The organism is Desulfobacter sp. (assembly GCA_028768545.1).
Lineage (GTDB): Bacteria > Desulfobacterota > Desulfobacteria > Desulfobacterales > Desulfobacteraceae > Desulfobacter.
In genome coordinates this window covers 647,360-671,640 of the sequence record CP054838.1, presented here as the reverse complement: position 1 = coordinate 671,640, position 24,281 = coordinate 647,360, and the positions used below count along the sequence as shown (strand labels likewise).

Sequence of the window (24,281 nt, the reverse complement as noted above, 5' to 3'; positions counted from 1 at the left end):
CGGTTTGCCAAAAAAATAAGGTAAACCTAAAGCCGGTGGGCAGAACCTGCCCCCTTTTAAATTCACAGGAGTATTTTGCTAAACTATACCTTTGACTGGTCGGTCCTCTGGCAGCAGCCTTACGGAACCATGATGCTAAAGGGCATCTGGACGACCCTAAGCATTTCTCTGGCTGCCTGGTGCCTGGCCGTGGCCCTGGGAATCGGGTTGGCGGCCTGCCGGATTTGTCCCAATAAAGGGCTTAGGATACTGGGCCTTGGATACGTCCTTGTGTTTAGAAATATTCCCTTTCTGGTTCAGTTATTTTTCTGGTATTTTGCAGCGCTTCTGGTTCTGCCCCGCGCAGCCTAGGCCTGGGTGTATGACACGATTCCCGATTATGCCTTTTTTTGCGGGATTGCAGGGCTTGGCATGTACACGGCCTCAAGGGTGGCCGAGCAATTTAGAGCAGGGCTTCTTGCCATTCCCCGGGATCTTTACCGGGCCGCCTATGCCACAGGCTTAAAGCCTTTTCAGGTATATGGCTGCGTAATCCTGCCCTATGCCTTCAGGATCATCCTCCCGGCCTTTACCACGGAGTTTCTCACCTGTTTTAAAAATTCCGCCCTGACCATGACCATCGGTGTTATGGAAATCACCCATACGGCTTATGTCATTGATTCTTTTACCTGGCATGGCCTGGAAACCACAACGGCTGCCAGCCTTTGCTACCTTGTCATTGCCCAGGGCGTGGCCCTTTTGATGTGGCGAATAGAAACGCATTGGGCCGTTCCCGGCCTGATCCGGCGGGGGGGATGAGGCTGACGGCTATGGACTTTAGCGTTATCACAGACAATTTGGGGTATATGGCCGGGGGACTTTTTCTGACCTTTGAAATCGCGGTCATGGCCATCACTGGCGGCCTTGTCTGGGGAATTGTTCTGGGTCTTGCCAGGCTGTCTTCCTTTCGGCTGATTTATTATCCGGCCAGTATTTATATCCATTTTTTCCGAGGCATTCCCCTGATCCTGGTGATTTTCTGGATTTATTTTCTGGTGCCTGTGTTTTTGGGCCGGTCCCTGGGGGAACTGCCCGCGGTGGTTCTGTCTTTTATCCTTTATGAAGCCGCCTATTTTGCAGAAATCGTTCGGTCGGGCATCCAGGCGGTGCCCGTGGGTCAGAAAAAAGCCGGTCTGGCAACCGGACTTCGGCCCGGCCAGCTAACCTTACACGTGATTTTGCCCCAGGCCCTGGCCAAAATGCTTCCCGCCCTTGTAACCCATTGCGTGGTGGTGTTTCAGGACACGTCTCTTGCCTATGTTATTGGCCTTAGGGAATTTTTGCGCAGGGTTAACCTGGTGGATGCTCGGGAAGCCCGGTCCGTTGAACTCTACTTGTTTGCGGCATCTGTTTATTTTATCATCTGCACCCTGGGAACTTTTTTAGGTCATTACCTGGAACAAAGGTCCAAGGCAAAGGAGGCCTCTTATGATTGAAATCAAAAATCTTTGCCTGTCATACGGCAGTTACCAGGCCCTTGACCAGGTCTCTGTCATCATTGAAGCCGGTAAAACCCTGGTTATCTGCGGCCCAAGCGGATCCGGCAAATCCACATTGCTCCGGTGCATCGATGGCCTGGAAAAATTTAAGTCCGGAGAAATTTTTGTGGACCAGGTCTTAGTCCAGGGCAGGGATACGGATATCTATGCCTTGCGTGCCCGCATCGGCATGGTGTTCCAGCATTTTGAACTCTATCCCCACAAAACCATATTGGAAAATATCACCCTTGCCCCTGTAAAGGTTAAAAAGATGTCCCAGGCCCAGGCCCAAAAAAAGGGGATGGCCCTGCTGGACCAGGTGGGAATTGCGGATCAGGCAAACAAATACCCGGCCACGCTTTCGGGCCGCCATTGCAAGGGCGCTTGCCATGGAACCTGCTGTCATGCTTTTTGATGAACCCACCTCCGCCCTGGATCCGGAAATGATCAAAGAGGTCCTTGAAGTTATGGCAGGATTGTCCCGGTCCGGCATGACCATGGTGGTGGTCACCCATGAAATGGGGTTTGCACGCAGGGCCGCAGATGAGATTGCCTTTATGGACCAGGGCCGGATTGTGGAAAAAAACAATGCCAAAGACTTTTTTCCCCGACCGGTTCATGACCGGACAAAACAATTTTTAGGCCGGGTGATGGCCCCGTTTAACGGGATCGGGTAAAGAAAAATCGTTGCCCACCGGATTTGATTTATAGCCAAAAGGCGCAGCCCTCATGCGGGGTGACAAAATGACTAGAGTTAAAAGATGAAAACAAAACTTGAGATCAGTGTATTGTGTGAGGACCAGGTCGTGATTGGATTTAAGGATAGGATTTTCAAAGGGGCCCACGGCCTTTCCCTGTTTATCCGGGCTGAGCAGAATATCCTTTTTGATACCGGCCCCTCACCGATCTTTTTCGACAATGCAGCCCTTTTGAATCTTGACCTGAACACCCTGGACTGGATTGCCTTAAGTCACGGCCACTGGGATCATACCGACGGTCTTGCCTGTCTGCCGGGCCGGATTAAAAAAACAAAATTAATTGCCCACCCGGCCGTGTTTACCGACCGGCACAAGCCCACAGGGGAATACAACGGCATCGGCCTTTCCAGAGAGCAGATCGAAACCTCCTTTGATCTTGTCTTGTCTGACCGGCCCCGACAGCTGACCCCCACGGTTTATTTTTTGGGCCAAATTCCCCGGTCCAATGATTTTGAATCCAGGTCCACCTCTTTTTTTAAGATGGAGAACGGAAAACAAAGGGCGGATTTTCTTGAAGATGATACGGCCCTGGCCGTTAAAACCGACCAGGGATGCGTGGTCATTGCCGGCTGTGCCCATGCCGGAATATGCAATATCTGCGAATGCGCCAAGGCCGTGACCTCCCAGGACCGGATTCACATGGTCCTGGGAGGGTTCCATCTTTTGGCGCCCGGTGATCAGCTCGATCAAACCCTTGAGTATTTCAAAACCCATCCTGTGGACCGCCTTTTGCCTATGCATTGTACGGGGTTTGACGCCTTGTGCCGGTTTCACCGGGAATTGGGGGCTGAAAAGATTGCCACGGGCCAGACCCTCCGTCTATAATATTAACGCTTTTTTTACCCCCCCCTTTTTTTAGGGCGGCCTGGCCCCGGGATTTTTACTGGCTCTGACGGTTTTTCACCTGCTGTCTGATTTCGGCCCTTTGCTGGTGATGGTTTCCACAGGTAGAAACTTGCTTTTTGTTGACCAATCCATAGACGATCCTCCCAAAATTAATTTGAAAAAATCAGTGCCAATCGTCATCCTTTCCTGACCAAAACAAGCCCGGAAAATTTACCGTGCCAGGTTGCCAAGACCGATTTTGTCAAAGGATAAATCCTGTCGATGATATAGACCAGAAAACCTGAATGATGACAAAACAACATATTTTCAATAATGACGTCATTAATCTTGCGGCTTTCTTGAGCATCTTTAATACTTCATGCTGGATTACTCTGCTCAAATCTATGACCATAAACACAAGGCCCGTTATGGCCAAGAACCTTTTCCGCCTGCAATCGAGGATTGCATACCTTTTTAATGGCTGTATTCAGACCGCTGAATTAATTCCATTTGTATATCCTTGTTCAGCTGAACAAAATAAGCATGGGCGCATTCCCATTTTCCCGGTTTTAAAAAGGCCTGTCTTTTAGAGCAAAAAGAATGATATCCTCTGTTACGCTGAAATGAACATAAATGGATTGTGCTAATGAAGAAAGTTGAAGATTGTAATACTGTTGATGAAGTCCTTGCATGCCTCAAAGAACTGGAAGAAGATCCAAATCGCTTGGTTCGTAACGCTAACGAATTAGAACAGATGGAGCAGGAAATCCTTGAGTATACAAATCGGATAAGCGCCTTTTTTTTAAAAAAAAGATCCAGGCCTCAGTAGATTCCTCTGAACAGGTCGACCAAGAAAAAGAATTGATGTCCAATTGGCCGGGACGGATGAAAAGCGAAGGGCTTGAGACCGTTTGGATTCAGCTTTGTACAGATAGTTCGGTTGATATTCATGTTCGATACTATCGAAGGTCCTGTGACCGCCGAAAAGGAAAAAGATATAAAGGTGCATACGCTGGCTTAATCCTTCTTGGAATCCATGATCGCTGCTCGCCTGCTTTGGCTTCTATGGTGAGTTCTTGGTCAGCCTTATTAAGTTCTTTTGAAGAAGTCCGTCAAGTGCTTTGTGACCGTGGGATGACGTTGGGTATAAAGGTCATCCGTAAACTGACCTATCGGTACGCAGAGCGGGCTCGAGCCGAACAACAAGCGGGCCGAATCCCATTAAATGATGGAGATTTACTTGAAGGGCGGCGAGTCGTTATCAGCACTGATGGTGGCCGCACTCGGCTCAGAGAGAAGAAAAGGGGACCAAAAACCCAAAAGGATAGAACCCGATTTCGTGGGGCATGGCGAGAACCCAAGCTTTTGATCATTTATGTAGTGGACGCCCATAGAAAACAAGAAAAAAGCTTTTCACCATTTATTGATGGCTGTTTCAATGGACCGGATGGTGTATTCCACTTGTTAAAGGGTTATTTGAACTCCCTTCATATTCAGAACTCAGACAAAATACTGTTTGTTGCAGATGGGGCACATTGGATTTGGAATCGAATCCCCGGACTGCTAAAAGCATTGGGTTTGGCTCCTGAGCGTGTGTATGAACTTCTCGATTTCTACCATGCAGTTGAGCATCTGGGTACAGTAGCAGGCTTAAGGAAGACCTGGTCATCCAAGGAACGCAAACGCTGGGTATCGAAGCAGCGAGGTCTTCTGCTGAAGGGAAAGGCGATTGAGGTGGTACAGGCCGTCCAGAAGCTTTGTAGAGGCAGAAACAGTAAGGCTATCAAGACGGAACGGGATTATTTTGTGCGCAATGAACTGAGGCTTAATTTTTCAACTGTAAAAGCGTTGAACTTACCTATTGGCAGCGGTGCTATTGAAAGTTCGATTCGGAGAGTCGTGAATTTACGTCTTAAAGGTCCATGCATCTTTTGGTATCGGGAGAATGCAGAAAAAATGATTATGCTGCGATCATTTTATAAAGCAGGGCGTTGGAACTGCCTGAAGCAGATGGCAAACATGCACAATCCAGTGCCAGCGGTATAACCGGGAAAATGGGAATGCGCCCATAAGCATTGTACCCTGATATCCTGACCATTAAATTTCGATAATTTTCCGGATGGTTCATCGCATCCTTAAGGGTTTCTGAGGTAATGACATTAAACTGGATCTGCATGCCTCCCTGGAGAAAATAGGATTTTACATAGGAAAACATCTGGTCTACGGCCTTTTCCCGTTTATCCGAGGCCTTGGGGGCAAATTTCACGTTAAAGGCCATATTATTATCCAGAAGCCTGGGATCCAAGGCGGCCACATCTGACAATATGTCTGTCAGGCTCCTTGAGGCGTTTGGATAGGGGGTCAGGCCCGGGGTAAAGGGTTTGCCCCGCCGTCTTCCGGAGGGCAGGGCCCCGGAAAGGGTACCATAGGCCACATGCTGGGACATGGACCAGAATCCAGCCGTATAATGCCCGCCCCTGTAGTGGGGGTTGGATTGATATCCCTGGTGAACCACCCGCAACACCCTGTCGGCCATCTGCCGTGCCCCGGGATCTCTTGACCCGAACTGGGGGAATGTTCAGAATTCTGTGTCACGGTTTCGGTTCCCGGATCTGCCTCAGCGCCAGCGGAAGTAAAAGTCAGGTCCGAGAATGGGCCTTCAATCAGCCACGTCGGAGGAGTTGACTTTTGCTGGAGTGGAGTTCCTGGAACCATCTTTTCCATCTGTAAATAAATCCCTATCAAATTCCCAGCTCTTTATCCAGCCGGCCTTCAAAGAAAATTGCCAACTGGGAAATTGTCAGTGACCAATTTTGAATCGGCATTGTCCATTTTTTACTGGCGTTCTGGATCCCCATGTAAAGCAGCTTTAACAGGCTGTCCTGGTTCGGGAATGATCCCTTTGTTTTGGTCAGTTTTCGAAACTGTCGATGCACAGCCTCAATGGTATTTGTGGTGTATATTATCCGTCGAATCTCTTCTGGATATTTAAAGAAATGACTGAGGCGTTCCCAGTTGTTCCGCCAGGATTTTATCACAATCGGGTATTTGTCATTCCATTTATTTTCCAAGATATCCAGTTCTTCTTCGGCCAGATCCTTATTGACCGCTTTATAAACACGTTTTAGATCTGCCATAAATTCCTTTTTATTTTTGGAACCAACGTATTTCAATGAATTTCGGATCTGGTGGACTACGCAGAGTTGAACTTCTGTGTCCGGGAATATGGTCTCAATGGCCTCGGGAAAACCTTTTAGACCATCAACACAGGCAATCAGGATATCTTTTACCCCTCGGTTTGAAAGGTCTGTTAACACCTGCAGCCAGAAGTTCGCACCCTCATTCTCGGATATGTACAGCCCAAGAACCTCTTTGCGGCCCTCGATATTCACCCCAAGAATTGTGTAAACGGCTTTGCTGCCGACCTTTCCGTTTTCTCGTACTTTATAATGTATGGCATCAAGCCATACGATTGGGTACACATTTTCCAACGGCCTGGCCTGCCATTCTTTGACGGTATGGATGATTTTATCGGTAATGGTGCTCAGAGTGGCATTTGAAATCTCAAGTCCATAGATTTCCTGTAAATGGGAAGCCATATCATTATAACTCATGCCCAGGCCGTAAAGGGCTATTATCTTTCTTTCAATTTCATCGCTGAGCGTTGTCTGATGTTTTTTGACGATCTGTGGAGAGAAGGTTCCGGCCCTGTCACGCGGGGTTTTTAGCTCAAATTTACCATCCAGGGATTTAATGGTCTTTTTGCTTTTTCCATTACGGCGGTTGGCAGAAACTTCCTGCCCGAGATGGGACTCCAACTCTCCTTCAAGAGCAGCTTCAGCAAGATTTTTGATTAATGATGTAAGGACGCCGCCCTTACCTGTGAAGGGTTTACCTTCCTGGATGCCTTTAAGGGCTTTTTGAAAATCAAATTCGGTGTTTTCTTCGGTCATGTCAGTTCTCCTTATTTAGCTGAGTATATCAGCTTTCATTCAACTGACACAGAATTTTGAACGCCCTCTGAACTGGGGCACCTTGTTGCTCACCATGGCATGAATCCAGTCAAATCCCTCAAAATCAGCATCAATGGCTTGTTTTAATTTTTGAAAGCTGATTTTTTTCTCATCAAAAACCAGTTGTTTGATCACCAGAAGCGAGTCAATGACATCTGCCAGGCCGATATTTGAGGTGCCTGAACTATTGTAGATTGCCCCGCCCTTGAGCACGTCTTTGGCGCTTTCAATGGTGCCGTCCTGAAGTACGGATAAAAGAGGGGTGGGGCGAATCTTCCCATGGGCCTCTCCCAGGTAATTGTTCAGGGTGCAGGCCTGGTCAATGATAAATTTCTGCTGTATTTCCCAGGCATCAAAAAAATCCTGAAAACGTTTGAAATCACCCTTTTCTATCTGCCCGGTTTCAGGCCCGGCAGAAAACCCCATGAGGGGATGAAACCCGTTGTTTAATGCCATTTCCATGGATGCCACCATGTTGAGCAGGATCGAGGCGGTGTGGCTGTTATGTTTGCCCTGGATCGTGGGCTCCACACATCCTGTGGCTGCCCAGTCCCGGATATCTTCCAGGGGATATCCATGCTGGCCCAAGGCCTTGAACATGGCCTGGTCACTGTGCATGATGGGGGTGGCCTGGGCAATGATATTGACCTCGCACAGCCGCTTGAGGTAATTATCACTGTTTTTGTCGCTGTTATATCGGCAGTTAAAATTGGCATCCCTGACCACAAGCATTTCCGCGGTTTTAAGAAAAACATAGGTCATATCGTTGACCCCGTCCTCTCCCTCTTTTGTCACCCCGCCAAGGGTGATGGCCTGGGTGGAGGTTGCCCCGCCAAAAAGATAATTGGCAATGTCCGGAAGCATGGGCACATGGTCGGTAAGGCGCATGACAAAACAGCCGGCAAGCTCCACCGCAGATTTGATATACGCCTGTCTTTCTTCATCTGAACTGCATTTTTCAATGTCCCTTTCAAAATAGAGCTGGAGCAGTTGATCAAGCCGGCCCAAAGACAGCCCTGTGTCTGAATTTTCATTGTGCAGGGCGGTCCAGATGATATTGATGGCATTGAACGCCTCTGCAAGGCTGGTGGCAGGCTCCCTTGGCACCCTGCTGCAGATCCGGACCAGGGCCTCAAGCTCTTTTTTTCGCTGGGCGTCTTGCTGGGCAGAGGCCCGTTTTGCAGCCTCCCGGGCCAAATGGTCTGCATAGATCTCAACCCCTTCCAGAACAAGGGTCATGGATTTTAAGGTGTCTGTCTCTTCTTTGGATAAAAACTCATCCTGGGACCTTTTTCTTATATCCTCTTTGATACCGGCACACCCTCTTGTCAACAGGCGCTCAAAATTGGGAATGGTATGGGAAATGCCCGTGGATTTCCACACATAATAGGCCACCCACCGCTCATCGATTTTCTGGCACAAGGGGGTATCTTTGGTCAGCCGCACATGTTCCCTAAACGTCTTGTCCGCCCAAAAGGGGAAAATTTCTCTGTGAAGAATATCTGCTGTTTTACGGGTGCAGGTATAGGGACTTAAGGTTCTTTTGTTGACAGAATCAAGCTCCCCCCAGAAAAGGGTGCCCTGGCCATCACCAAAGACATGGGTGGAGATCTCCTTGGATCCTGTGGTTCCGGCAATCAAATCGTTTTCCCTTATAATGGGCTGTTTACAGGTCATAAGATGCTTAAAGGCCAGGGCATTTCGATACTCCGGGAACCACGGGTTTCCCTGTGCATCCTTTTCCCAGCCGTTGGCCCGGTACCATTGGGTGAGCAAACTGATCCGCTCCGGATCAACTTCGGGTACCGTATCAAGGTGGGTTTTAAAAAAGGTGGACAGCCGGGGAAAATCGTCCAGGCTCAACTCAGGCAGAAAAGGATCATCCAGGTATTTTACCCCGGAATCCAGACCTTTTGTCCCTTGAATCCTGTAATTTTTTCTAAGGGCCAGTTCCTTTGCAAACTCCGGGTTGCTGGGAGGGGCATTTTTCTGCCTGACTTTTTTTTCAGCTCTCAGGGTTCTTCGGGCCATTTTTTCATGGAACCGACCCATGACAAGGGAGATGCAATAGTTAAACAGCTGGAGATAGGCAAGGTTCCCCTCAAGGGTGATCCTGTTTTTTAAGATAAGGTTGAGCATGTCGCTTGGGGGGGTGAGGGCCAGCTGCTTTAAGGCCTTGTCATCTGATGCCGTAAGGGTGACATTTACCTGTTCAGGCGCTTTGCCAAGGACCGTGACCTTGCCCTCCTGAAACCGGATATATTGGCGCACAGAGTTGGTTTGGGTCTTAATGCCCACGGTAAAGTTCAGCCTCTCAAATCGGCCCTTGCCGGTCGTGTTCTCTTTCCCGTTTGGAGACAAATCAATCATGGCGGTGTGCTTGAGTTTGTTTTTTAAGGCGGGTCTCAGGTTGAACTGAAGGGCCATCAATCGCAAGGCAACATGGGTAAAGGTGTTTAAAATGGTTTTATCCTTAACCTCGGGTTTGGGCGGTGCTAAAAACGAAAGGGTGGCAAGGTTTTTTAAGTTCATTTTTTTACCCCTGTGTTAAGTAACTGTTTTTTCAGGACCAAAGGATTGGACCATATCTGATTTGAGCCTGTTGATGGTCATTTCCACATTCTCGTCCAGCTCCTGAAGGACCCGGGTATAATAAAGGGATACAATGCCATGGAGGCTGGTCCAGACTTGAATGGTATGGTAGGCCGCATCCTGTTCTTGAATCCGGCTGTTTTCCCGGGCCAGGCGTCGGATGACTGAGGTGACGAGATCCGCCACTTTAAGTGCTGCTTTTTTTTCTTTAAAGGCAATGGGTTCAAGCTTGGTTCCGATATAATCGGTGTATTTGGGTGTATTCCTGCTGAACATAATGCTGTAATAATCAGGATTGGACATGCCAAATGCCAGGTAGGCATCCACCAGGGCGGAAAACTGGTGGATGGGAAGGGTGTGCATTGATGTAATTTTTTCAAATCGTTGGCAGATGCGTTCAAACCCGATGGTTTGGATGACAAGGTATAACTCATCCTTGCTGGAATAATAATTGTAGATATTGGGGGCTGTCATACCCAGCTTCCGACCGAGTTTGCGCATGCTCAAATCGTCAAATCCCTCTTCAAAGAGGATGGCAAGCGCAGCATCCAAAATTTTATTTTTGGTCTTTTCTATCTCTTCCGGATTTCTGGTGATTCTGGGCATGACCTCTCCGTCATCGAAAAATTATTATCATTTATTTAACAGCGTTAAATCTACCTGTCAACGATTGTTTTCTGATTATTATAGCGCCTGATTTCAATTGATCAGGCTTTTATGACAAAAGGTTGACAATTAATGAAACGCTGTTCTATTAATTGTCAATCCTTAGGGGGCAGCCATAGATGGGGATGAAATTAACCTGAATATCCAGATCAAAGGGGTTAACGCCCGGCCTGGAAAATCACCGACCTCTTTTGGCGGGTATTCCAGGGTAAACTACCTATTGAGCGAACCTGAACAAAAAGATGCCATTTAAATTGATAGAAAGGACAGAATACAGAAGATGAAAAACGCCCCACTTATCCTTGAACTAAAGGGCAACTCCCTTGATGACGGCCCGGGTATCCGCACCGTTATCTTTCTTAAGGGCTGTCCCCTGGACTGTGTCTGGTGCCATAACCCGGAAAGCAAAAACCCCGGGGTTGAGATTGCCTTTGAATCAAAAACCTGTGTGGGATGCAACACCTGCATCGACACCTGCACCCGGCAGGCCCTTTCCAGAGAAAATCCCCTGTTCATTGACCGCAGTGTATGCAACCTGTGTTTTGACTGTGTGGACCATTGCCCGTCCGGGGCCCTGGAGCGTATCGGCCGGCCCATGGACGTTTCCAGCATGGAGGAACAGGTGATCAGGGACAAACCGTTTTTTGATACCTCAAAGGGCGGGGTAACCTTTTCCGGGGGAGAACCCACTCTCTGGATGGAATATTTGGGCGGGGCTGCAAAACGACTAAAGGAACAAGGGATTCACATCCTCATTGAGACCTGCGGGCAGTTTAATTACAGGGCCTTTATGGATCTGGTCTACCCCCATGTGGATTTGATCTATTTTGACATCAAAATTCTGGACAGCCATGCCCATAAAAAATATTGCGGCATTTCCAACACAACTATTTTAAAAAATTTTAAACATCTTCATCGGCAATATCTGGACGGCGGGGTAAAGATCCTGCCCAGAACCCCATTGATCCCCAATATCACCGACACCCAGGAGAATCTAAAGGCCATTGCTGAATTTTATATTCAGGAGAATGTAAAAAAAACCCAGCTGCTGCCATACCACCCCCTGTGGCAGGAAAAGATTAAAAAAATCGGCATGGCACCTGTTGCAACCCAGGCGGAGTCCCTGGGAGAATGGATGCCGGACCCGCAGGTCAAGGCCTGCGAAAAATTTTTTACGGACCAAGGGATTGGCCTTGAACCTTAACATGTACGAATCATCCAGAGCCGTTCAAGTATGAAATTTGCTGTGGCAAAGGCCATGGCGGGTAAAAAAAATCTCCCCAAATACCCGGGCCCTTATCCTGCCGGGTATTTTGGCAATAAAACAGCCCCATGAATAGGGGATCAAATTCATACCGGCAAATCAACAATAAAAGAAACGACCCTGACCCTAAATGCCAAAAAATGATGATAGCTTGCCTTTATCATGAGGCCGGTATTTGATAGACTCAAGCCATGGGGCACAACCTTGAAACCGGCAAAAACAAACCCTTGCAAAATTATGGTCAAAAAAAACAAATACATCATGTTTGGACAGGATCTGGATCCGGCAGCCGTTGAACAAATGGAAAACGCCATGTCCCTGCCCGTTTCGGTCAAAGGGGCCCTCATGCCTGATGCCCACAAGGGGTACGGACTGCCCATCGGCGGGGTCCTGGCGGCCGACAATGCGGTGATCCCCTATGCCATGGGCGTGGATATTGCCTGCCGGGTCAGGCTCTCTGTTCTTCCGATCCCCTTTAACGGGTTCGCCCCTCTCAGAGAAGAGCTGAAAAAAGTCCTGGAAACCCATACCCGGTTTGGAACGGGCCAATATTTTAAGCATCCCAAAAGCCACAAGGTCATGGACAGGGACTGGACTTTCTGTCACCAGGTGGCTGTTTTAAAGGACAGGGCCTGGAAACAACTGGGCACCAGCGGGGGTGGCAACCACTTTGCCGAATTCGGAAACCTGACCCTGGACAAACCTGTGCTTGGACTCACGCCGGGCGCTTACATCGGCCTGCTCACCCACTCGGGCAGCCGTGGGACAGGGGCAAAGATTGCCAAACATTATTCAAACCTGGCCCAGTCCCTTCATCCGGAACTGCCCGCCCACCTCAGACACCTGGCCTGGCTCTCCATGGACAGAGAAGAGGGCCAATCCTATTTTAAGGCCATGACCCTTATGGGCGCCTATGCTGCGGCCAACCATGACATCATACACGACTCCATTTTCAAGGCCCTGGGCCTAAGTCCCCTGGCAAGCGTGGAAAATCATCATAATTTCGCCTTTAAGGAAAAAATAGGCCCGACAAATGTCATTGTCCACCGCAAAGGGGCCATCCCGGCCCATAAGGGTCTTTTGGGCATTATTCCCGGAACCATGACAGATCCCTGCTTTATTGTCCGGGGCAAGGGCAATGAAGAGGCCATCAGCTCAGCAGCCCACGGGGCCGGCCGTCTCATGAGCAGAACCGCTGCCCTTAAAAAATTCACATTTAAGGATTTACAGAATATTCTTGAAAAAAATCAGGTTAGATTGATTTCTGCTGGACTTGACGAGATTCCCATGGCATATAAAAATATCGGCCGTGTTATGTCCCAGCAAAAGGGTCTTGTTGAGATATTAGCCAAATTTGAGCCGAAATTGGTTAAAATGGCATTAAAAAAGCCAAAAAAATTTCGTTAAACCACCCCTTAAGTTTAATCAACTTTTGCCAAGGAGGATATATTATGGGGAAGTTATTGAGAATTAATACAAAGGAAAAAACCTTTACCTTTGAAGAAACCCCGGAGGCCTATGCAGGTCTCGGGGGAAGGGCGCTGACATCCAAAATGATTCTGGACGAAGTGCCTGCCACCTGCCACCCTTTAGGAAAAAACAACAAACTGATCTTTGCTCCGGGCATCATGTCAGGCTCTCCTGCAACAAATTCAGGACGGCTTTCCGCCGGCGCAAAGTCTCCCCTTACCGGCGGTATCAAAGAGAGCAATGCCGGCGGCCTGGTCTCCCAGAAACTGGCCAAGCTGGGCATTACCGCCATTGTTCTTGAAGACAAACCCCAGGATGACCAATACTCCATGATCGTCATCAACAATGACGGGGTAGAAATCCTGCCTGCCGATGATTTGGTTAAAAAAGGCAACTATGAGGTCATGGAATCCCTCTGGACCCAATATGGGAAAAACAGAGGGGTTCTGTCCATTGGCCAGGCAGGAGAACAATGCCTCAAGGCCGCCTCCATCCAGCAGGCTGATATGAACGGCAGACCTGGACGGGCTCATGGCCGGGGCGGTTTGGGCGCTGTCATGGGGTCAAAAAAAATCAAGGCCATTGTGGTTAATGATAAAGGGGCTGAACGCCTGGAGATCAAGGACCCCGAAGCCTTTAAGGCCGCCAACAAGCGGTGGATGGAAATGCTCCGCAGCCACCCGGTAACCGGGGAAGGCCTGCCAGCCTTGGGCACTGCCGTTTTGGTCAATGTCGTCAACGAAGCCGGGGCCATGCCCACCCAGAATTTCAGGTCCGGCCGGTTTGAAGATGCCCAGGCGATTTCCGGGGAAACCATGGCTGAAAACATTGAAAAAAGGGGCGGCATCACCACAGAGGGCTGTCACCCGGGTTGCGTGATCAAATGTTCCAATGTCTACCATGACAAGGACAACAATTACCTGACCTCAGGGTTTGAGTATGAAACCATCTGGGCATTCGGCGCCCACACCACCATTAAGAACCTGGACGAAATTGCCATGCTGGACCGCATCTGCGATGATTACGGCCTGGACACCATCGACATGGGTGTGGCCCTGGGCGTTGCCATGGAAGGGGGAATGATCCCCTGGGGTGACGGTCCTGCCGCCATTGCTCTGCTTTCCAAGGTGGGTGAATACAGCTCCGAAGGCAAAATCATCGGAAACGGGGCCTTTTTTACCGGAGAAGCCCTGGGCGTTGACCGGGTGCCCGTGGTCAAAAAACAGGCCCTGCCCGCCTATGATCCCCGCTCCTGCAAGGGCGTGGGCGTTACCTATGCCACCACCCCCATGGGAGCCGACCATACTGCCGGCTACGGGGTGACTGCCAATATCCTGGCCGTTGGCGGATCCATTGACCCCACCAAAAAAGAGGGGAACATGGAACTTTCCCAGGGGCTCCAGATCGCCACCGCGGCCATTGATGCGGCAGGCCTCTGCCTCTTTGTGGCCTTTGCCGTCCTGGACAATGAAGACGGGCTGCCCACCATTGCCAAGATGATCAATGCCCAGTTCGGACTTGAACTGACCCCGGAGGATATTCTTGAGCTGGGGAAATCCGTTCTCAGGAATGAAAAGGAATTCAACAAAAGAGCCGGGTTTACCCCTGTGGATGACCAGCTCCCTGAAATGTTCTTAGAAGAGTTCCCCCCCCATAAAACCACCTGGGATTTTAGCAACGAAGACCTCCAGAAAACCCTGGAGTTCTAACAACACCGGCAGGGGAAAGCGATTTTAACTCTCCCCTGCCGGTCTTTTCAAATGCCCTTTCTGATTTCTTTTTTTCGTTTATCAACAAAAAACAAGATCAACCCCTCTCTTCTGCCCCGCCTTTTTTTCAATCCGTACAAACCCGCCAGGACCCTCTGATTAAATCATTTATAGGCCCTTAAAAAGTTTCAATTGTTCTTCCCGGACAAATTTTGTTATAAATATAAGGTTGCCAACTTGCCGGGGCATCCCTATGGTATGCCTTAAGGGAGATCCAATGATGATAAAAATACAAAAACAGATTGCCATGAAAATATTTAACTACCCGTCCGAGGACGCTGAAAAAAGAGTTAAGGACACCATTGACAGAGGGTTGGGCTTTTCCAAACAAGACCATGACAATGTCCAGGCCTATCTGGATGATGTAAAAAAAAGAGGGGATCAGGCCCTGGTTGAATACACCAATAAGTTTGACTCCCCTGCCGTCACCCTTGAGACCCTCAAGGTTACGGACCGGGAATTTGATGAGGCCCTGGACCGGATCTCTCCCGAATTTCTAAAGGCCCTGGACCGGTCTGTTGAACAGCTGACATCCTTTCACACCCGGCAAAAGGAAAACTCATGGATAGATACCCCGAGAAACGGGGTGATGGTGGGGCAGATGGTACGCCCGGTCCAGGCGGCAGGAATCTATGCCCCGGGGGCCAAGGGCGGAAAAACCCCTCTGGTCTCCTCCGTTCTCATGGGAGGAATTCCCGCCCGGACCGCAGGGGTTGAGTCCATCAACCTTTTGACCCCGCCCATGGCGGACGGCCGGATCAATCCCCATATTCTGGCGGCAGCAAAAAAGGTGGGAATCACCTCTGTGTTCAAGGCAGGGTCTGCCTGGGCCATTGGCGCCCTGGCCTATGGGACCGAGCAGGTGCCAAAGGTGGATGTTATTGTGGGACCCGGCAATATTTATGTGACCCTGGCCAAAAAAATCGTTTCCGGCAGTGTGGGAATTGACATGATTGCAGGCCCCAGTGAAATCCTGATCATTGCCGACAAGGGGGCAAACCCTGAATTTGCCGCGGCAGACCTGCTCTCCCAGGCAGAGCATGATGTGCTGGCCTCGGCCATTTTGGTCACGGATTCAAGAAGATTTGCAGAACAGACCATTGCTGCCCTAAAGACCCAGATCGAAAAACTGTCAAGAAAAGAGATCGCCAAAAAATCCATTGAGGATTTCGGATCCATCCTGGTGGTGCCGGATATTAAAACCGCCATCGAACTGTCCAACCGCCTGGCACCTGAACATCTGGAACTCCTGGTGGAGGCCCCATTTGATTATATCGATCAGATTCACAATGCAGGTGCGCTTTTTGTGGGGCCCTATACCCCGGAGCCCATGGGGGATTATATTGCAGGCCCCAACCATGTGCTGCCCACGGCTGGAACGGCAAGATTTTCATCTGCCCTGGGCGTGGAAAACTTTACCAAAAAAACCAGCCTGATCCATTATTCGTCAACCGCCTTTAAGCAGGAGGCCGATGATGTGATCACCCTGGCCATGACCGAGGGCCTCGACGCCCATGCCAACTCGGTAAAGGTCAGAAAATAATCCCGGATCAATGGATTAAAAGACTGTGAACGGTCTGCAACGCCGCAGATGAAGTAAAATCGGTTCGCCCGAAGGGTGACAATTTGCACCCTTGGAATTGGCTGGGCAAAAAATTATACCTTGCTGGATTTAAAGATATTAATATCCAGTTGCCCCAAATTGTCAGTTTCTGACCTTCTGGTTATGAAATATTCGGGTTAGACCCAAACTAAAGATCGTCAAGGGCCCTTTTCAGGGTATCAATGGAAAAGGGTTTTGACAGGGCCGCTGAAAATCCAAAGTACGAACAATTTTCCATGGTGGGATCATTGGAGTATCCGGAAGCCACAATCCCCTTAATCCCGGGGTTCAGGGTCAACAATTTTTCCATGGTTTCAACCCCGCCCATGCCGCGCTTGACCTCCAGGTCCAAAATCACCTTTCCGATAATTTTGCCTTTAATCAGGGAAGACCGGTATTTTTCAACCGCTTCTTCTCCGGTCCTGGCAATCACAGGCTCATACCCGAGCCGCTCCAGAATTTTCTTTGTGATTTCAAGAATCATGGTGTCGTCATCCATGAACAATACCAGGGGTTTTCTGGTCTGGGCATACTTTGGGGGCGCCTTGTCCTGGTGGACAGATTTAGGGGCCTGGCCCTTGGGATTTCCCTTTTGAAAAACCGGTAAAATCATGTCCACCCGGGTGCCCTGACCCAGGCTGGATTCAATTCGGATGGTGCCCTGGTGGTTTTTTACAATGGCCCAGGCAATGGAAAGGCCCAGTCCGGTTCCCTTGTTATTGCCCATGGGTTTTGTAGAAAAATAAGGATCAAACACCTTTTCAATATCTTTTTGTGAAATCCCCCGGCCATGATCAATCACTGAAATCATGATCATGCCCTGCTTGTCCGGATGAACTTTTGCCTCCACCCGGACTTTTTCTGCCATGCCCATGGCTTCAGCCCCGTTGATCACAATATTTTTCAACGCTTCCTGGAGAAGCTCCTTGTCCGCTTCCATCACGGGCGGCAGGTCCAGAATCTTAAGATCGCACTTAATGGCATCTTCTTTTTCCATGGGGGTCAGGGCATCATTTAAAAACCCATGGGTATCAATATGGGATTTGATCCGCACCCCGCCGCCCTTGGAAAACACAACAAATTTGGAGGCCAGCTCCTTGGCCTGGAGAATGGACTGCTCTGCATCGGCCAGATATTCCTTTACCGGATCACTGGTGACAATCATCTGGGCCAGGTTGATATTGCCCAGGGTAATGGAGAGGGTGTTGTTAAAATCATGGGCAATACCGCCTGCCAAAGTGCCTATGGCCTCAAGCTTCTGGGACCGGACCAGTCGTTTGCGGGTCTGCATCAATTCCTTTTCAGCCCGCTTTTTTTCAATGGCAACGGCAATGGTTTCAGAGACAAAGCTGAGAAGCTCCACATGGTCCTGGTTATACTTGATGGGATTGGTATAGCTTTTCACGGCCATCACACCCAGCACATCCCCTTGAATCATCAGGGGGATGCCCAGCCAATTTTTGGGCAGGCGGCCCAGGACCTGGCCTTTGGCGGCAAGCTCGCTCAACTGCTGCTCATCCAGAAGAAGCGGTTTTTTCTTTAAAATCACCTCTCCTGTCAGGGATAAATTTTCATTGAAATTATAAATCCATTTAGGAGAAAAGTCAGCAGCCTCATCCCTGCGAAATACATATTGAATGGCATTTTTCTCATGGTAAAAAACCGCAATAAAAAAATTGGTCATGTCCATGAGAGAGGAAAGATGTTTGTGGATGGAAACGTACAAATCCTGGAGGGTGTCGCTGGTATTGAGTGCAGAGGCAATGTGAAACAGCGTTTTATTGACCATCTCGGCCCGCCGTGTTCTGGAAACAGCCTGCTCAAGTCGTTTAATCTGCTGCTCAAGCGCTTTGTAACTGGGTTTCTCGCTCATGATTAATCACCTGTCCAACACGTTGCTTTTTAGTGGCATTTCAATAATTTAACCCATTATTAATTTTGCCATTTTTTCGGAAGATAGTATCTTATCAAAAAAAATTTTTTTTATATACTTAATTTCTTAAAAAAAAAGAATGCAATAAAAATCAACGGCTTACCCCCTCTCCAGAGGATTAGATATTGACTAACACGCTGATTTTAATCTATATATATCGTTTGTATAAATTTTTGACCATAACCTTAAGCGAGTAAAGACAAAGAGAATGCAGACCATACGCGGGTTTAGAGATATATTACCGGAAAATATTTCCCTGTGGCAGAGGGTTGAAAAAGAGGCAGCCGACCTGTTTGAATCCTTTGGATATAGAGAAATTCGGATACCGGTTCTGGAAAAGACACAGCTCTTTGCCAGAAGCATCGGGGAAGCCACAGATATCGTTGAAAAAGAAATGTACACCTTTGAGGACCGGAAAGGGGACAAGCTGACCCTGAGGCCCGAAGCCACCGCTTCCATTTGCCGAGCCTATATCCAGCATAAACTCTATGCCACGGATCCTGTGAGAAAATTTTACCTCACCGGCCCCATGTTCAGACGGGAACGGCCCCAAAAGGGAAGGTACCGCCAATTTTATCAGATTGACGCCGAAGTCTTCGGCATTGAATCCCCCTATATTGACAGTGAGCTTATCCTTCTGCTCAACACCTTGTTCCAGCGCCTGGGACTCACAGGACTTTCCGCCCATATAAACAGCCTGGGCTGCCCGGATTGCAGGCCCAAATTTCAACAGGCGCTCATGGATTTTCTCGGCGAAAACAAAGAAGCCCTCTGCGACAACTGCAAACGGCGGATGGAAAAAAATCCACTACGGATTCTGGACTGCAAGGTGGAAACCTGCAGAGAGGCACTGAATGGAGCACCGGCAACAGTGGACCATCTCTGCCCTGAATGCGAGGATCATTTTACAAAGGTAAGATCAGCCCTGGAAACCCAAGGGGTTGAATTTCAGGTGGACAAAACCCTGGTCAGGGGCCTGGACTATTATACCCGGACCGCCTGGGAAATCCAGACCAATGCCCTGGGGGCCCAGTCCGCCGTTGCAGGCGGGGGCCGGTATGACCGGCTCGTCGAGGAACTGGGCGGTCCTGCCACCCCGGCCATCGGCTTTGCCATAGGATTTGACCGACTGGTGGAAGTCATGGAACAGCTCAAAATTCAGCCCGAAGACACCGGGCTGGACCTCTTTATTCTTCCCCTGGGAGAGGCTGCCATTGAAAAAAGCTTTCACTGGTCCTGTGACCTGAACCGCCAGGGCATGAAAACAGATACGGATTTCAGGAAAAAAAGCATGAAAGCCCTGATGAAGCGGGCTAACAAGCTCAAGACCTCCTTTGTTCTCATTGTCGGAGACAATGAACTGGCGGAACAAACCGCGGTTTTAAGAAATATGGAGACCAAGGAACAGACCCCCATTTCCATGGAAACCCTGGTGCCGGACCTGATAAAGATTTGCAACAAAAATAACGGAATAAAAACCAATAATGGATCGAGGAAATAAACGTGACTGATTTACTTGGAGATATGAAACGCACACACACCTGTATCGATTTAGGGACCGCCCACGTTGACCAGGAAGTGGTGCTCATGGGATGGGTCCACCACCGCAGGGACCATGGCGGGGTCATTTTTGTAGACCTTCGGGACAGAGAAGGCATTACCCAGATTGTATTTAACCCGGTGGTGAACAAAACTGTCCATAAAAAAGCCCAGGAACTCAGGAATGAATATGTACTGGGCATCCGGGGAAAGGTGGCCCCCAGACCCGATGACATGGTCAATCCCAACATGACCACAGGGGCCATTGAGATCCTGGTGGAAGAGCTTAAAATTTTCTCCAGGGCCAAAACACCTGCCTTCCAGATTGAAGACCGGGCAGAAGCCTCTGAATCCATCCGCCTCCAGTACAGGTACCTGGACCTGAGACGGAACCAGCTGAAAAACAATCTATTGGCCCGCCACAAAGCCACCATGGCCGTGAGAAACTATCTAGACGCCAATAATTTTGTGGACATTGAAACCCCCTTTCTCACCAAAAGCACGCCCGAAGGCGCAAGGGACTATCTGGTTCCCTCGAGGGTCAACCAGGGAGAGTTCTATGCCCTGCCCCAGTCTCCCCAGCTATTTAAACAGCTGCTCATGATTTCAGGATTTGACCGGTACTACCAGATTGTCAAATGTTTCAGGGATGAGGATCTTCGGGCCGACCGCCAGCCGGAGTTCACCCAGATCGATATGGAGCTTTCCTTTGTCAATGAAACCCAGATCATGGACATTGCCGAAGGCCTGATCAAAACCATTTTCAAAACCGTACTGGACATGGATTTTACCGAACCCTTTCCCAGCCTGACCTATGCCGAGGCCATGGAAAGATTCGGCCTGGACCGTCCGGATTTAAGGTTTGGCCTGGAACTGACCAATGTCTCGGACATTGTTGAAAAGGCAGACTTTAAAGTCTTTGCCTCTGTGGTTAAAAACGGTGGACTGGTCAAGGCCATCAATACCAAGGGCTGTGCTGATTTTTCCAGAAAGCAAATCGACGAACTCACCGATTTTACAGCCGTTTACAAAGCCAAAGGCCTGGCCTGGATCAAGATCAAGGAAGACCAGTGGCAGTCTCCCATTGCCAAATTTTTCTCAGACGACGAAAAAGAGCAGTTGCGCCAGCGCCTGGATCTTGAACCCGGGGATATTGTGTTTTTTGTGGCAGACCAGCCAAAAATCACCAACGAGGCCCTTGGACAGCTGAGAAACGAACTGGCCCGCCGCCTTGGGCTTATTGATGAAAATGAGTATCAGTTCACCTGGGTCACCCACTTTCCCATGTTTGAATATGATGAAACCGAAAAGCGGTACCAGTCCCTTCACCATCCCTTTACCGCCCCTCTGGAATCCGATTTGGACAAGCTTGAAACCCATCCCCTTGAGGTGAATTCCAGGGCCTATGACCTGGTGCTCAACGGCATTGAAATCGGCGGCGGCAGTATTCGTATCCATGATACCGATCTCCAGGCAAAAGTGCTGAACTGCCTGGGCATTGAGGAAAAAGAGGCCAATGAAAAATTTGGCTTCCTCCTGGAGGCACTCGCCTCGGGTGCGCCCCCCCACGGCGGCATTGCATTCGGCCTGGACCGTCTGGTCATGCTCTTGTGCAAGGAAGACTCCATCAGAAACGTCATTGCCTTTCCCAAGACCCAGAAGGCCACCTGCATGATGACCCAAGCCCCGTCAAAAGCAGGGTCAGCCCAGCTCCAGGAACTGGCCATCAAAGTGGTCAAGCCCGTGGAATAAAGATCCCGGAACAATAGGAATTCAACGCGCCCGGCCCCTTTGCCGGGCGCGTTTTTTTTATTAGAGGCAGCCGATGAAAATATGGGAAGACGCAGATGCATGTCCTGTAAAAATTAAAGACCTGCTGTACAGGACAGCACAGCGGACAAAAATCCAGGTCACCCTGGTGGCCAACCAGCCGTTAAAGGCTCCGCGCTCCCCGTTCATCAACACCCTTGTTGTGGGGGCAGGATTTGATATTGCGGACAATGAATTTTTAAAATTGATGACCCCTTCCGACCTGGTCATCACCAGCGATATCCCCCTGGCAGCAGATGTCCTTGCCAAAAACGGTCAGGCCTTGAATCCCAGGGGCAAATTTTACACCCAGGAGACCATCAAGTCCTGTCTCTATGTCAGGGAAATTAAACAAAATCTTCGTTCAAGCGGAATAGAGACCTCAGGTCCGACACCCATGGGTCCAAAGGACTGCCAGAACTTTGCCAACGCCATCCATAAATTCTTATCTGCCAGGGGATATTAAGCCCCAGGTACGGTCATCTTTTTTGTATTTCTCAAGACAGAGCAAAAAATACAAAACCCGGATCCAAGGATCCGGGCACTTGAGATAATCATAAAAGAACAAGCTCTTTTTCTAGTTGGGTTTATGCACCTTTGCGCTTCACATGAAGGATGGGGGTGTTAAAAACCAGGGCAGAGACATCATCATCCCGCCTGACTTTTAGTTCCAGGGCATCTTTATCAATTTCAAAATATTTTGAGATAACATTCACAATATCACTTTGAAGGTTGGTCAAAGTGGTGTCATTGACCTCTAATTTATCGTAGATCAAGGAAAACTGAAGCCTTTTTTTGGCCTCATCTTTTGAGTTTTTTTGTCCGGTAAACCGTCTCAACAATCCTTTTAGCATTCGACTCTCCTTATTTTAACCCAAAAGTTTTGCTGATTTTGGTCCACATGCTGGTTTTGTGGGAAGGCATTTCAATGGGCAGATCTTTTTCTCCGTTAAGCCGCTTGGCGATTCGACGGAATGCCTGGCCAGCCCCGGAATCATTCTGAAGCACCAGAGGGGTGCCCGTGTTAGAGGAAATCAACACCTTGTCATCCATGGGCACAAGCCCTGCCAGTTCAATGGACAAAACTTCCATGACATCTTCGTGGCTGAGCATTTCCCCCCGGGCCACCCGGGAGGGTTCAATACGATTGACAATAAGCTTGGGTTCCAGGGATCTTGAATAGAGCAGGCCGATGACCCGGTCGGCATCCCTGATGGCCGAAACATCCGGAGTACAGACCACCAGGGCCTCAGTGGCCCCGACAATGGAGTTTTGAAATCCTTGTTCTATGCCGGCAGGAGAATCCATGATCACATAATCAAACTTCTTTTTCAGCTTCTTGGTCACCCGCTCAACTCCGGCAGTGGTCAGCACATCTTTGTTGTCACTCTGGGAGGCAGGAATCAGAAAAAGGTTATCAATCCGCCTGTCCCGGATGGCGGCCTGGTCAATTTTGCACCGGCCCTGAACCACATCCACAATATTAAAGACAATCCGGTTTTCCAACCCCATGACCACATCAAGATTTCTCAGGCCGATATCCATGTCAACAATGGCCACCCTATTGCCTTCAAGGGCCAGGGCCGCACCAATGGACGAGGTTGCTGTTGTTTTTCCAACACCTCCCTTTCCTGATGTTACGACAATGATTTTTCCTTCCAATTCACACCTCAATTCATGTTAATATATTTACAATACCAATTAAATGGCTTCGGGCCAGGGCAGCCGTCGGAACGGGCTTGCCTTCATATAGTCTTTGACAACAATAGCTCTGTTTTCCACAGCGGCAAATTCAGGCCTTGTCTCCTGCCCGTCGTCATCCTCACTGCCTGCGGCTGCAATTTGGCCGATTTTGACATAGCTGGGATCGAAGGCCAGGGAAAACACAATGGCATCTTCCCGGTCCGGATATCCTGCATGGACTTTCCCTGAAAGGCGGCCCAAAACAATGACGTCCCCGCCGGCAAGGAGCTCTGCCCCGGGATTTACATCCCCTGTAATCACCAAATGCTTTTTTGCATGTATTTTCTGGCCTGAACGAACCCGGCCCCGGAGCATGAGGACATCGCTCTTATGGTGGTTCCATCCCTTGGACAGGTCCCGCTGGCGGATTCGTTCGGTGGGAATGGATCTTTTTTGGGGAGAGGTTGAAATCCTGCCCAGGTCAAAGGTTGTCTCCAGGTGGGATTTTACCTTTAAAATAAGATCTTCCTGTCCTCTGGCATCCCCCACATCAAGGGTGATGTCGGCATTGACTGCCAGGTGTTTCAATTTCCGGATCAGTTTATCAATTTCAGCAATCAGAACAGATTCCGGATGGGAAGGGTCAAGGGTAATCCAAAATCCCCCGCCTGCCCCCTTGAGCTTTACAGGTGCGGCATTGTCAAAATTTATCATTGAGTTCCATAAAAATATTCAATTGTTAAGCGATTCAAGGGACTATAGGAAATCAATAAAACCGTGTCAAGACATGATCCTTTCCCTGGCCCTGACAGAGGGAAAATGCCCGGGGTAACACCGGAA

The 24,281-nt window shown here is 49.2% G+C and carries 19 protein-coding genes and 2 pseudogenes; 13 read left to right on the top strand and 8 right to left on the bottom strand.

The genetic code is table 11. The features are described 5' to 3' along the window. Positions 1 to 75: 75 nt before the first annotated feature. The 6 genes and pseudogenes from HUN05_03280 (at position 76) to HUN05_03255 (ending at position 5,146) form a co-directional block, all read left to right on the top strand. A pseudogene (locus HUN05_03280) lies at positions 76 to 798 on the top strand (amino acid ABC transporter permease). Between the two features lie 11 nt (positions 799 to 809). After that, positions 810 to 1,475, top strand: coding sequence for an amino acid ABC transporter permease (locus HUN05_03275; GenBank protein ID WDP84299.1), 666 nt, complete (start codon positions 810 to 812; stop codon positions 1,473 to 1,475). Next, positions 1,468 to 2,194: pseudogene (locus HUN05_03270) on the top strand (amino acid ABC transporter ATP-binding protein). The gene HUN05_03275 and the pseudogene HUN05_03270 overlap by 8 nt, the downstream one beginning before the upstream one ends. An 84-nt stretch (positions 2,195 to 2,278) precedes the next feature. Beyond that, complete coding sequence (locus HUN05_03265) at positions 2,279 to 3,100, top strand: MBL fold metallo-hydrolase (protein WDP84298.1); 822 nt, start codon at positions 2,279 to 2,281, stop codon at positions 3,098 to 3,100. A gap of 646 nt (positions 3,101 to 3,746) precedes the next feature. After that, positions 3,747 to 3,929: a hypothetical protein gene (locus tag HUN05_03260; GenBank protein ID WDP84297.1), complete on the top strand. Its 183-nt coding sequence runs from the start codon at positions 3,747 to 3,749 to the stop codon at positions 3,927 to 3,929. 56 nt (positions 3,930 to 3,985) lie between these two features. Continuing rightward, a complete protein-coding gene (locus HUN05_03255; GenBank protein ID WDP84296.1) occupies positions 3,986 to 5,146 on the top strand; it encodes a hypothetical protein in 1,161 nt (386 codons plus the stop codon). Here HUN05_03255 and HUN05_03250 read toward each other — a convergent pair. The 4 genes from HUN05_03250 to HUN05_03235 form a co-directional block, all read right to left on the bottom strand. Then, positions 5,061 to 5,636 carry a hypothetical protein gene (locus HUN05_03250; GenBank protein ID WDP84295.1) on the bottom strand — a complete coding sequence of 192 codons (576 nt, stop codon included), beginning with the start codon at positions 5,634 to 5,636 and terminating at the stop codon, positions 5,061 to 5,063. The two genes, HUN05_03255 and HUN05_03250, sit on opposite strands and share 86 nt — an antisense overlap. A gap of 205 nt (positions 5,637 to 5,841) precedes the next feature. Then, the gene (locus HUN05_03245; GenBank protein WDP84294.1) at positions 5,842 to 7,053 is read right to left on the bottom strand and encodes an IS256 family transposase; all 1,212 of its coding nucleotides are present in this window, start codon (positions 7,051 to 7,053) and stop codon (positions 5,842 to 5,844) included. A 39-nt stretch (positions 7,054 to 7,092) separates the two neighbouring features. Further along, the gene (locus HUN05_03240; GenBank protein WDP84293.1) at positions 7,093 to 9,645 is read right to left on the bottom strand and encodes an SCP2 sterol-binding domain-containing protein; all 2,553 of its coding nucleotides are present in this window, start codon (positions 9,643 to 9,645) and stop codon (positions 7,093 to 7,095) included. 15 nt (positions 9,646 to 9,660) lie between these two features. Next, on the bottom strand, positions 9,661 to 10,311 hold the full coding sequence (locus HUN05_03235) for a TetR/AcrR family transcriptional regulator (protein WDP84292.1): 651 nt from the start codon (positions 10,309 to 10,311) through the stop codon (positions 9,661 to 9,663). Positions 10,312 to 10,651: 340 nt separating this feature from the next. Between HUN05_03235 and HUN05_03230 the strand changes: the two genes are divergently transcribed. From HUN05_03230 to hisD, 4 genes are all read left to right on the top strand, one after another. Beyond that, positions 10,652 to 11,575 (top strand): glycyl-radical enzyme activating protein, encoded by a 924-nt coding sequence (locus HUN05_03230; protein ID WDP84291.1) that lies wholly within the window; start codon positions 10,652 to 10,654, stop codon positions 11,573 to 11,575. A 297-nt stretch (positions 11,576 to 11,872) separates the two neighbouring features. After that, complete coding sequence (locus tag HUN05_03225; GenBank protein ID WDP84290.1) at positions 11,873 to 13,042, top strand: RtcB family protein; 1,170 nt, start codon at positions 11,873 to 11,875, stop codon at positions 13,040 to 13,042. A gap of 44 nt (positions 13,043 to 13,086) precedes the next feature. Then, entirely contained in the window at positions 13,087 to 14,814 is a 1,728-nt protein-coding gene (locus tag HUN05_03220; GenBank protein WDP84289.1) for an aldehyde ferredoxin oxidoreductase, read from the top strand. A 307-nt stretch (positions 14,815 to 15,121) separates the two neighbouring features. Continuing rightward, the gene (hisD, locus tag HUN05_03215; protein WDP87901.1) at positions 15,122 to 16,417 is read left to right on the top strand and encodes a histidinol dehydrogenase; all 1,296 of its coding nucleotides are present in this window, start codon (positions 15,122 to 15,124) and stop codon (positions 16,415 to 16,417) included. 208 nt (positions 16,418 to 16,625) lie between these two features. Here hisD and HUN05_03210 read toward each other — a convergent pair whose 3' ends face one another. After that, on the bottom strand, positions 16,626 to 18,350 hold the full coding sequence (locus HUN05_03210; protein ID WDP84288.1) for a GAF domain-containing protein: 1,725 nt from the start codon (positions 18,348 to 18,350) through the stop codon (positions 16,626 to 16,628). Between the two features lie 268 nt (positions 18,351 to 18,618). On the opposite strand from HUN05_03210, the gene HUN05_03205 reads away from it, so the two are divergent. From HUN05_03205 to HUN05_03195, 3 genes are all read left to right on the top strand, one after another. Further along, positions 18,619 to 19,911 carry a histidine--tRNA ligase gene (locus tag HUN05_03205; GenBank protein WDP84287.1) on the top strand — a complete coding sequence of 431 codons (1,293 nt, stop codon included), beginning with the start codon at positions 18,619 to 18,621 and terminating at the stop codon, positions 19,909 to 19,911. Between the two features lie 2 nt (positions 19,912 to 19,913). Next, complete coding sequence (gene aspS, locus HUN05_03200; GenBank protein ID WDP84286.1) at positions 19,914 to 21,701, top strand: aspartate--tRNA ligase; 1,788 nt, start codon at positions 19,914 to 19,916, stop codon at positions 21,699 to 21,701. Positions 21,702 to 21,774: 73 nt separating this feature from the next. Continuing rightward, positions 21,775 to 22,224: a YaiI/YqxD family protein gene (locus HUN05_03195; protein WDP84285.1), complete on the top strand. Its 450-nt coding sequence runs from the start codon at positions 21,775 to 21,777 to the stop codon at positions 22,222 to 22,224. Positions 22,225 to 22,345: 121 nt separating this feature from the next. Here the strand turns inward: HUN05_03195 and minE are convergent, their stop codons facing one another. The 3 genes from minE to HUN05_03180 are packed head-to-tail and all read right to left on the bottom strand — an operon-like array spanning position 22,346 to position 24,155. Beyond that, complete coding sequence (minE, locus tag HUN05_03190; protein WDP84284.1) at positions 22,346 to 22,612, bottom strand: cell division topological specificity factor MinE; 267 nt, start codon at positions 22,610 to 22,612, stop codon at positions 22,346 to 22,348. A 10-nt stretch (positions 22,613 to 22,622) separates the two neighbouring features. Next, the gene (gene minD / locus HUN05_03185) at positions 22,623 to 23,420 is read right to left on the bottom strand and encodes a septum site-determining protein MinD (GenBank protein WDP84283.1); all 798 of its coding nucleotides are present in this window, start codon (positions 23,418 to 23,420) and stop codon (positions 22,623 to 22,625) included. A 39-nt stretch (positions 23,421 to 23,459) separates the two neighbouring features. After that, positions 23,460 to 24,155 carry a septum site-determining protein MinC gene (locus HUN05_03180; GenBank protein WDP84282.1) on the bottom strand — a complete coding sequence of 232 codons (696 nt, stop codon included), beginning with the start codon at positions 24,153 to 24,155 and terminating at the stop codon, positions 23,460 to 23,462. Positions 24,156 to 24,281 lie beyond the last annotated feature (126 nt).